Source organism: Psittacicella hinzii, from assembly GCF_003585885.1.
In the GTDB taxonomy this organism is placed as follows: Bacteria; Pseudomonadota; Gammaproteobacteria; order Enterobacterales; family Psittacicellaceae; genus Psittacicella.
Map to the genome: position 1 here is coordinate 1 of NZ_NRHC01000042.1, position 12113 is coordinate 12113.

General features: G+C 38.7%; 1 protein-coding gene (running past one end of the window). It reads left to right on the top strand.

The window, feature by feature from the left end; genetic code table 11:
• Positions 1–12113 carry part of the coding region annotated (locus tag CKF54_RS03925; RefSeq protein WP_147396813.1) for a hemagglutinin repeat-containing protein on the top strand (this coding region is incomplete at both ends). 20198 nt of the annotated region lie beyond the right edge of the window, so 12113 of the 32311 annotated nt are shown.

Consider the following 12113-nt stretch of genomic DNA (forward strand, 5'->3'; position numbering starts at 1 on the left):
GTTATTTTTTACATTCTCCGCTAAAGCAAGCATAAGCGCGCTTAACTTAGTTGCAACTAAATCTAACTTAACAGCTAGCACTGATTTACTCATCAATACAAGCAGAGGTGAGGCAAGTTTTACTGACAGCCGTCTAATTGCTGGTAATAACCTAACGCTTCTTGCTAAAGAAGTTGTAAACTTTGGGGCAGGAACAAATCTAACTGCGCAAAATAACGTTACCGTTTACTCTTCTAATGCAACTATTAGCTTTACTAATGCGAACCTTACATCTAAAGCAGGTTCTGTTAATTTAACAGCAAAAGCAGCAGTTAACTTTACTCATGCTAATGTAAGTGCGAATAAGTTCTTAAATGTAACTTCGCAAAGTGATGCAATTGAAGCAAATAATGCAAGTTTACAAGCTGGTTCAGGGGTAAATCTAAATGCTGCAATAGCAATTACTCTGAACTACAGTAGCGTAAACGCAACTGCAGGTTCAACTGTACTAACTGCTGCTAATCGTGTTTCAACGAGCAAAGCAACAATCAAAGCGCAAAAAGATGTAAACGTAACGACAACTGACATAGTTAACCATAACACAAGCGTTACAGCGCAAAATGTTAACTATAAAGGTTCGGTTTATGTACAGTCTTCGGATGTTAATGCAACTAATAACGTTACTTTCCTAGCAGAGGCAGCTACTGCAGCAATTTACCTCCGTGAATCTAATGTTACCGCTGGCGGTCACTTTACTGTTAAAGGTGCACAAATAACTCTCCTAACCAGTAATGCAACTACTAAGGTAGATACTAACTTAACTTCAACAGGTTTTATTAACTTTAATAATAAAGCTAAAGTTGAAGCTAAGAACTTAAATGCGACTGCAGGTACCATAATTAGTGTAGCTAACTCAAGTTTAAACTCTACAGAGAGTACAGTTCTTACAGCTGTAGCTGCTTTACGTTTAACTAACTCTTCGGTTAAAGCAAATAAAGAGGCTACTTTCAACTCAAGACAAGTTATTGTTACTCGTAGTGAAGTAGCAACACAGACAGGTAATGCTTTCTTTAATTCGACAGTTAGAGCATGCTTTACTAATGCAAATGTAAGTGGTGCTGGCGTAATTGCGCGTGGTACATCTATCACCGTTAATAATGGTGATTTCAAAGCTTCAATAACTGAAATCTCTTTAGGTAATGAGAGCACAAACTCTCTTGATGTTCGCAATAGCAAACTAGCAACTTCAGGGGCAAATACTGACATCAACCTACGCGCTAATAACGTTAACGTTACTAATACGAGCTTTAACTCATCTCGTGATGTTAACTTATCAGCACCAGCTGGTACGGTCAATATCTCGAATGCTTCTGAGGTTAAAGCAAGACGCTCAATTAACGTAACGGCTAATAACATAGTTCTTAACGCGAGCTTAAACGCAACAGGCACAGTTGGTGTTGAAGCTACGAATAACTTAGACGCGGTAAATACTAATATCACCGGTTCAAGTGTAAATGTTAGTGCAAATAATATCTCTTTAAACAATAGCCAGTTAAATGCAACTGCGAGCTTCTTAAATGTTATTGCTAAAGAGAATGCAAACGTAACTAACTCTAATCTTGCAGCTCAAGGTGATCTTGCGGTTAAAGCTGAAAGTGGCAACGCTACTTTAACTTCAACTAACCTCGAATCTAACACTGGTGCTTTAACTGTACAAGCAGCCAAAGATCTAAACTTCACTAAAGGAAATGTTAGCGCAGCTAAAGACCTAACGCTCAATAGTACTAATGGTAATGTAAGTGTTAGCCAAGCCGAAGTAACAACTACTGAAGGCAGACTTGAAGTTTCTGCGCAAGTTGGTAACGTTAAAGTTGAGCAAACAAATCTTACGGCAAGAAATGCGGTACGTGTAATTGCTAACCAAGGTTCAGTAACTGTAAATAACGCAAACCTAACAAGTACGACCTTTAACGCTATCGTTACTGCAGGTAATGATTTAACTCTTACTCAAGCTAATGTTAACGCGCAAAGAAATGCGAACTTTAGAAGTAACTCGGGTAGTGTAAAAGTTGAGCAGTCTAATGTAAGTACAACCGTAGGTAGTGTAACTTTTACAGGTAAAAATGATGTAAAAGTTAGTAACAGTAACCTGACTTCACAAGGTGATCTTGCAGTAACTGCACAAACAGGTGAAGCAAGCTTAACGTCCACTAACTTAACAAGTAAAGCTGGTAATGTAACAGTAAGCGCAGTTAAAGACATAACTGTAACAAAAGGACAAGTTAGCGCAAGCAATAACGTAAGTTTAACTTCAACTAATGCAAACTTAACCGTTACTGAGGCAAATGTAACCGCAACGTCAGGTAGCTTAACTGCACAGGCGCAAAATAGTGTAACTATAAGTAGCAGTAACTTAACGTCAGAAACTGATTTAGTGGTTAAGGGAGAGACTGGTTGTGTAACTCTAACTGCGACAAATCTTACCTCTAAAGACGGTAATGCAAGCGTAACCGCAGCTAAACACTTAAATGTTACTAAGGCTCAAGTTGCAGCGCAGAAAAACCTCACATTAAATTCTACTAGTGGTGATCTTACAGTTAAAGACGCTAATTTAAATTCTCAAGCTGGTAGCTTAGTTGCTAAAGCAAAAAATAATGTAACTTTAGATAACAGCAACTTAACTTCACAGCAGTTCCTTGAAGTTGAAGCGCAAACAGGCTGCGCAACTTTAACTGTAACTAACCTAACTTCAAAAGGTGGTAGTGCTGAAGTTACTGCTGCTAAAGACCTAAGTGTAACTAAAGGTCAAGTTACAGCTAACAAAAACTTAACTTTAAACTCTACGAGCGGTAACCTCACGGTTAAAGATGCAAAATTAACCGCGTCGACTGGTAACTTAGTCGCTGAAGCTAACAATAATGCAGAGTTAAATAACACAACTGCTAAAGCGCAAACTAATCTTACAGTTAAAGCTAAAACCGGTAATGCAACTTTAACAAGTGCGAACCTAACTGCAATTGCAGGTAGCGCAACTGTTGAAGCTATGCAAAACGTAACTTTAACTAAAGGGAAAGTTGAAGCAGGTAAAGATTTAACAGTTACAGCGACAAGCGGTAACTTAACTGCTCGTGAAGTAGCGTTCACAGCAACTAGCGGTAATGCTTCACTAACCGCAGGACAAAATCTGAGCTTAACTAAAGGTAGCGTATCAGCTGGTCAAGATCTTGAGCTAAATGCAACAGCAGGTAGCATTAAAGTAGATCAAACTAATTTAACTGCAAAAGGTGGTAACTTAAGTGCGCAAGCTGCTCAAGATATCAATATCAGTCAAGCAAACTTAACTGCGCAATTTGATCTTACTGTTAAAACTCAAACTGGTAATGTAACTGTAAGTTCGGCAAATATATCAGCAACTGCTGGTAAAGCAACAGTTGAGGCTGGTAAGCATGTTACGGTAACTCAAGGTAAAGTTGAAGCATCTAAAGACCTAGTTCTCAATGCAACTACGGGTAACTTAACTCTTGAGCAAGTTAAAGTAAACTCATCTACTGGTAAGCTTACAGCTTATGCTAAAGAGAATGCTAATGTAAGTAACTCTAATCTAACTTCGCAAAGCGATCTAAGCTTAACCGCTAAAGACGGTAATGCAACGTTAGGTAAGGCTAACCTAAGCTCAACTTCTGGTAATGTAACTGCTAAAGCTGGTAAAGATCTAAACTTTACTCAAGGTAATATCAGCGCTAACAAAGACTTAGTTTTAAATTCAACTGCAGGTAACCTAAGCGTAAAAGAAGCTAACCTTACAGCAACAAACGGTAAGGTTGAAGCTACTGCAAGAATGGGTAGCCTAAGCATTGATAAGGCTAATTTAAGCGCAACAGCAGGAGCTTTAACAGTTGTTTCACGTGATAAGTTAGACGTGAACAATGCAAATCTTACGGCTAAAACTGCTGTGAGAGTTATCTCACAACAAGGTTGTGCAACTTTAAGTGGCGTTAACTTAACAAGTACAGATCGCAATGTTCTTGTAACTGCAGGTAAAGATCTAAGCTTTACTAAAGGTAATGTTTCTGCGAAAAATGACGTAACTCTTAATAGCGCTGGCGGTAACTTAACTGTTGCAGAGGCTAACTTAACTTCAAGCAACGGTAAGCTACTAGCTTATGCTAAAGAAAACGCTAAGGTAAGCAGTAGTAATTTATCTGCACAAAATGAAGTTAATGTAACTGCTGCTAATGGTAATGTTTCGCTTACAGCAACGAATCTAACTTCAACTAATGCTAACGCAGTAGTAAGTGCTGGTAAAAACCTAGACTTTACGCAAGGTAATATCAGTGCAAATACTGATGTAACTTTAAATGCAACTAATGGTAACTTAACCGTTGACCAAGCTGGAGTTGAGGCTAAATCTGGTAAATTTGAAGCTTATGCTAAACAAGATGTTAAAGTAAACAATGCTAACTTAACATCTCAAGGTAACCTATCTGTAACCGCAGAAAACGGTAAAGCAACTTTTGACAAAACTAACCTAGCTTCAAAAGCAAGTCACGCAAATGTTTCAGCAAAAGGTGACTTAAGCTTTACCAATGGTAACCTAAGCGCACAACAAAATGTTTCTCTAACTTCAAGTGAAGGTAAAGGAACATTCAACAACGTGAACTTAACTGCACAACAAGGTAGTGCAAAAGTTCAAACTAAAGAAGAGCTTAACTTTGTTAACAGTTCCGTAAAAGCAACTAAAGATCTTGAAGTTAAGACTTCAAATGGTGCTTTAACAGCTAATAATACGCTGTTTACAGCAACAACGGGAGCGATAACTGTAAGTGCTGATAAAGATCTAACTTTTAATAACGGAACTAAAGTAACTGGTGAGAAAGATGTAACAGTTTCTTCAGCTAAAGGAAGCGCGAATGTAACTGGTACAAATATCACTTCAGAGTCAGCGAATGTATCTTTAACTGCAAGTAAAGATATTACTTTAAATAACAGTAATATCTCTGGCGGTAAGAAAGTAACAGTACAAGCATCCAACGGTAACTTAACTGCAACTAAAGCAGTAGTTAAAGCTGGTGGTGACATCAACCTAACAGCAGGTGCTGATTTAGTAGCTAAAGAGATAAATGCAACAACCTCAACAGGTAATTTAACAGCTTCTGCGGGTAAAAACGTAGAGGTAGCCCAAGGTGTGCTTAAATCTCAAGGTGATTTATCAGTAACTGCGAAAAATGGTAATGCAAACCTTACTGCAACCAATGTAACCTCAACTAAAGGTAAAGCTTCAGTCGTTGCAGAGGGCAACTTAAGCTTCACCAATGGTAACGTTTCAGCAAATAAAGATGTAACGTTAAACGCTTCTACGGGTAACTTAACAGTTGCTCAAGCTAACGTAACTTCAACAACAGGTAGCCTAACAGCAACCGCAGGGAAACATGTTGAAGTTAAACAAGCTAAATTTGAAGCGAAAATAAATGCTACGGCTAAAGCTAAAGACGGTAACGCGACTTTAACAAGCGTTAACCTAACAGCAACTACAGGTACAGCTGAAGTTACAGCAAGTAAAAACGTAACCTTTAACAAAGGTAAAGTTGAAGCAGATAAAGATGTAGTTATCAACGCTACTTCTGGAAACTTAACAGTTGCTGATGTTAACTTAACTGCACAACAAGGTAACGTTTCTTTAAATGCAAAAGATAATGTAAGCTTTGCTAAAGGCAACATCTCAGCGTCTAAAGAAGTAACATTAAATGCTTCAAGTGGTAACTTAACTGTTACAGGGGCTAACGTTACAGCAAAAGCAGGTAACGTAACAGCTTACGCTGGTAAAAACGTAGATGTTAAACAAGCTAACCTTGAAGCGAAAACAAACGTAACGGTTACTGGAAAAGACGGTAAAGCAACATTTGCTAATGCAAACTTTACTGCTAAAGAGGGTAATGCAAACGTTCAAGCTAAAGGTGACGTTTCGTTTACTAACGGTAAAGTTGAAGGTAATAAAGGAGTAACAGTTAACAGTTCTACTGGATCGTTAACAGCTGCTAACACTAACTTTACTTCTGTTCAAGGAGATACTGCGCTTACAGCAAACAAAGCTGTAACTGTCTCTAACGGTAATGTTACAGGTAACCAAGTTACAATTAGCTCTGCAAATAGTAGCCTAACAACTACAGCGACAAATGTTAAAGCAAAAGCTAGCCTAAATATCTCTGCAAAAGAAGATATCAAGCTAAGCACTGGTAACTTAACCGCAGATGGCAATGTAAGCGTAACTACAACTAATGGTAGTGCAACCTTTACCAAGGTAAATACTACTTCAAGTAACGCTAACGTAACAGTTAAAGCAAAAGGTGATCTAAGCTTTACAGACAGCAATGTAACGGCACAACAAAATGTTTCTTTAACTACAGATCAAAGTAAAGCAACATTTACTAATGTGAACGTAAACGCTACAAGCGGTAGCGCAACTGTAAAAGCTAAAGAGAACGTAAACTTTACTTCATCTAACGTAAGTGCAAGTACTAAAGTTGAAGTTACAAGTGCAAACGCCTCATTAACTTCAAATGCTTCGAAGTTTGAAGCAAAAGAAGGAAATGTTGCTTTAACTGCAGAAAAAGACTTAGCACTGAACAACGGTACTAATGTTTCTGCAAAACAAGGAGTTACACTAACTGCAACCAATGGTAGTGCAAGCGTAATTGGCACTAACGTAACTTCAGAAACTGCTGAAGTAGCAATCAATGCGAAGAAAGATATTACGATTACTAACAGTAATATCTCTGGTCGTAAAGATGTAACTGTAAAAGCTAGTGAGGGTAATGTTACTGCAGAGAAAGCACTAATTAACTCTACAGCTAATACAACTCTAGAAGCAGGTAAAAACTTAAGCCTTGCTAATACAAGCGTAACAGGATCAAATGTTACAGCTACAGCTAAAGACGGTAATGCAACTTTAGCAAATGTAAGTGTGAACGCAACTTCAGGTAATGTGAACCTAACTGCAACTAAAGATTTAACTTTAGAAAAAGGTTCTAAAGTTGTAGCTTCACAAAATGTAAATCTTTCAGCTGGTGATAATTTAACAGCTAAAGATATAAATGCAACAGCAACTACTGGTAATTTAACAGCTTCTGCGGGTAAAAACGTAGAGGTAGCGCAAGCTATGCTTAAATCGCAGGGTGATTTATCAGTAAATGCTAAAACTGGTAACGCTAACTTCACTGGTGCTAATCTAACTTCAACTCAAGGTAAAGCTTCAGTTGTTGCTGGTAACAACATTAACTTCACCAAAGGTAACGTTTCAGCAAACAAAGATGTAATGTTAAACGCTACAGCTGGCAACCTAACAATTACCGAAGCTAACGTAACTTCAAAAACTGGTAACCTAACCGCTTACGCTGGTAAAGGTGTAGAGGTTAGACAAGCGAAACTTGAAGCTAAAGAAGACGCAACAGTTACAGCTAAAGATGGAAATGCAACATTAACGAGTGTTAACTTAACTGCGACTTCAGGTTCAGCTCAAGTAATAGCAAGAGATAACGTAACCTTTAACAAAGGTAAAGTTGAAGCTGGTAAAGATGTAGTAATCAATGCTACTTCTGGTAACTTAACAGTTGCTGAAGTTAACCTAACAGCAAAACAAGGTAACGTTTCTTTAAATGCAAAAGATAATGTAAGCTTTACTAAAGGTAACATTTCAGCAGGTAACGATGTAACCTTAAACGCTTCTTCAGGGAACCTAACAGTTAAAGAGGTTAATGTAACTGCTAAAGCAGGTAACTTAACAGCGTACGCTGGTAAAGGTGTAGAGGTTAGCCAAGCGAAACTTGAAGCTCAAAAAGACGCAACAGTTACAGCTAAAGATGGAAATGCAACTCTAACAAGCGTTAACTTAACTGCGACTTCAGGTTCAGCTCAAGTAACAGCAAGCGAAAATGTGACCTTTACAAAAGGTAACGTTTCAGCAGGTAAAGACGTAGTTCTTAACGCTACTTCAGGCAACTTAACCATCAGTCAAGTTAACGTAACCGCAACTAAAGGTAACGTAACAGCATATGCTGGTCAAGATGTTAATGTTACAGACGCTAACTTAACAGCAAAGACTAACCTTGCGGTAACAGCAAAAGCAGGTAAAGCAACCTTATCTAAAGCTAAGTTAACATCACAAACAGGTAACGCTTCTGTTCTTGTGCAAAAAGACATTAGCTTAACTGACACTAATGTAACTGCACAAGTAGATGTAAAACTTAACAGTACATCAGGCTCAATCAGCCTAGCTAAATCTGCAGTTGGCGCAACTACAGGTTCAGCAACTCTTGAAGCTAACCAAAACTTAACTCTTGGTAATGGTACTAATGTAAGTGCTAAAAAAGATGTAGTTCTAACTGCAACTGAAGGTAAAGCGAGCGTAATTGGTACTAATGTTACAGCAGAGACTGGTGATGTAACCTTAACTGCAAAACAAGATATTACGGTTAATAACAGTAATATCTCTGGCGGTAAAAAAGTAACAGTTAACTCAACGACTGGTAACTTAAGCGTTACTAAGTCAGCAGTAAAAGCCCAAAATGATGTTAACTTTACAGCTAACCACAATGTGTCTCTAGCAGAGACTAACATTAGCGGTGCTAATGTAAGCGTAAGTGCAACTAACGGTAACCTAACTGCAAACAAAGCTAACCTTGTAGCAAGCGGAGCTTTAAACATCTCTGCTCAAGGTAACATTGATGTAAGCACAGGTAACTTCTCTGCACAAAAAGACGCGACTGTAAGTTCAACTAGCGGTAAAGCAAGCTCTGACAGCGTTAACCTTACTTCAAGTCAAGGTAATACTACAGTTAAAGCACAAGGTGACGTAAGCTTTACTAACGGTAACTTAACTGCAAACAACAATGTAGTTGTTACTTCAGAGGCAGGCAAAGCAAACTTTGCGCAAGCAAATATCTCTGCTAAAGAGGGTAGTGCTGACATTAAAGCTCAAGGTGATATCAGCTTAGCGAACACATCTCTAACTAGTAAAACTGGAGTAACAGTTAACAGTACAGCTGGCGGATTAACTGCAACTGCTTCAAATGTAACTTCACAAGGTGATGTTGTTCTATCTGCAAATAAATCAGTTACTCTAACTAACGGTAACGTTAGCGGAGCAAACGTTACTGCAGTAGCTAAGCATGGTAACTTAACTGCAAGCAGTACAAATGTACAAGCAAGCAACAACCTAAGCTTATCTGCGCACGGTAATCTAAGTCTTGCAAATGGTAACTTTACCGCGCAAACTGGTAATGTTGCCGTAACTGCAACTACAGGCAAAGCAGACTTTACTAACGTAAACGTAACAGCACAAGCTGGTACGACAATAGTAACTGCCAAAGAAGCTGTAAGCTTTACAGACTCTACGATTGCAGGACAAAAAGGTCTAGAAGCTAAGAGTTCAAATGCTAGCCTAACTGCTAACAACTCTACCTTCACCGCTTCAGCTGGAGCTATTACTCTAAGCGCTGAAAAAGACTTAGCTCTAAATAACGGCACTAAAGTTACAGCTCAAAAAGCTGTTAACTTAACAGCAACCTCAGGTAAAGCTTCAGTAATTGGTACTAATGTAACTTCAGAGACGGCAAATGTAGCTATCTCTGCACAACAAGATATTACCTTAACTAACAGTAATATCTCTGGTATGAAAGGAGTTACTGTAACAAGTAAAGATGGTTCATTAGCAGCAACTGATACTAACTTAACAGCGCAAGATGGAAACATCAACGCAACAGCTGCTAAGAACGTAACTTTAACCAATAGCAACTTAACAGCTAAAGACGTAGCTGTAAAAGCAACTAATGGTAACTTAACTGCAACTAAAGCTGAAGTTAAAGCTACAGATGGTAACTTAACTCTTACTGCTAAGGGTAACCTAAGTCTAGACTCAGGTAACTTCACTGCAAGTGGTAACTTAAGCGTAGCTTCGAAAGAGGGTAAAGCAAGTCTAGAAAAAGCTAACTTAACAGCTAAATCTGGTTCAGCAACTCTAACTGCACAAGAAAGCATTAGCGTAGCTAATGGTTCAGTTGTTGGTAACCAAGGTGTTAAAGTTGCAAGTACTAAAGGTGCGTTAACTGCGAAGAACGCTAACTTTACTTCAGCAAACGGTAATGTTGCCTTAACTGCTAACCAAGCAGTGAGCTTAACTAACGGTAACGTTACAGGTAAAGAAGTAACAGTAAGTTCAGCGAACGGTGCATTAACAACAACTAACGTTAACGTAAATGCAACTGCGAACCTGAACATCTCAGCGAAGTCAGATATTACTCTAACTTCAGGTAACTTTACTGCAAACGGTAACGTATCTGTAGCTTCGAAAGAGGGTAAAGCGTCATTAACAAATGTAAATCTTTCTGCTAAAGACGGATTTGCCTCTGTAACGGCTGATAAAGACATCACTGTAAATAACGCAAATGTTGCAGGTAAGCAAGACGTTACAGTTAAGAGCGCAAACGGCTCATTAACTGCAAGCAATGCTAACTTTACTTCAACAAATGGTAATACTTCATTAGTAGCTGATAAAGCTGTTAGTCTAACTAACGGCAAAGTAGCTGGTAAAGAAGTAACTGTAAGTTCTGCAAATGCCTCTGCAACTGTTGCTAATGTAGATGTAAGCGCAACTGCAAATCTAAACATCTCTGCTAAGTCAGATATTTCTCTAACTTCAGGTAACTTTACAGCTAACGGCAACGCAAGCGTAGCTTCGCGTGAAGGTAAAGCAACTCTTAATAAAGTTAACCTAACAGCAACTACAGGTTCTACTGCTGTAATAGCAAATGGTGACGTTACAGTAAACAACTCTAACCTTGCTGGTAAAACAGGCCTAACAGTAAGTAGTGCTAAAGGTGCATTAACGGCAACTAACTCTAACTTCACGTCAGAGGCTGGTAATACTGCTCTAACGGCAAATACCGCAGTGAGCTTAAGCAACGGTAAAGTTACAGGTAAAGAAGTAACTGTAAGCTCTGCAAACAGTTCAGTAACTGCAACAAATACTGATGTTATCGCTCAAGGTGCTTTAAATATCTCTGCTAAAGAAGCAGTTACCTTAACTTCAGGTAACTTCACAGCTCAAGGTGAAGCTACCGTAACAAGTAGCAACGCAGGCGCAACCTTTAACAAGGTGAACCTAACTGCAACTGGTAATACTACAGTTACTGCAAAGCAAGATATTACATTCACTGATACTACAGTAAAAGGTGATAAAGGTATTCTTGTTAATAGTACTGCAGGTTCATTAACGTCAAACAACTCGAACTTTGCAGCATCTGCTGGTGGCGTATCTCTATTAGCGAAGAAAGATTTAACGCTAAACAATGGTACAAATGTATCAGCGTCTACAGACGTTAAACTTGTAGCTTCAGAGGGTAACGCTTCAATTACTGGTACTAATGTAACTTCAGAAACTGCAAACGTTGCAATTACGGCAAAACAAGATGTTTCGATTGTAAATAGCAATATCTCTGGTCGTAAAGAAGTAACAGTTAAAGCTTCTGAAGGTAACTTAACGCTTGACAAGTCAATCGTTAATGCTTCAACAGGTGCAACCTTTGAAGCGAATAAAGACCTCAAAGTTAACAACGCGAGTGTAAGTGCAACTGCTGGTACTGTAAGCTTCAAAGGTACGGGTGCGAACTCTAACCTTGAGGTAGAGAACAGTACAGTAGTAGCTAACAAAGTACAGGTAAGTGTACCTAACAATGTAAGCTTAACTAACTCGAATGTAAGCTCAACGCAAGCGTTAGAGGTTGGTGCGAAAAATATTAAGGTAAACAACACGAGCCTAACTGCTTCAACTGGTGATGTTACTTTAAACGCAACTAGCAACTTAGAGGTAACCAATAACTCTAACGTTACTGCAGGAGGCAATGCAACTTTAACAGGTGCTAATGTAACTCTTGCGAACTCAAGCTTAACGGCAACTAAAGACATTACAGTGAACGCAACTCAAGGTAACCTGTCATTTAGTCAGGCACCTATGACTGCAGGTGGTAACATCACGCTTTCAGCTGCTAAAGATATAGTTAACGCTGGCGGTAAAGACAAACAAGCTCAAGTTAAAGCAGGTAGTGACATTACGGTAAGCGCAAGCGGTAACGTTAACTTAC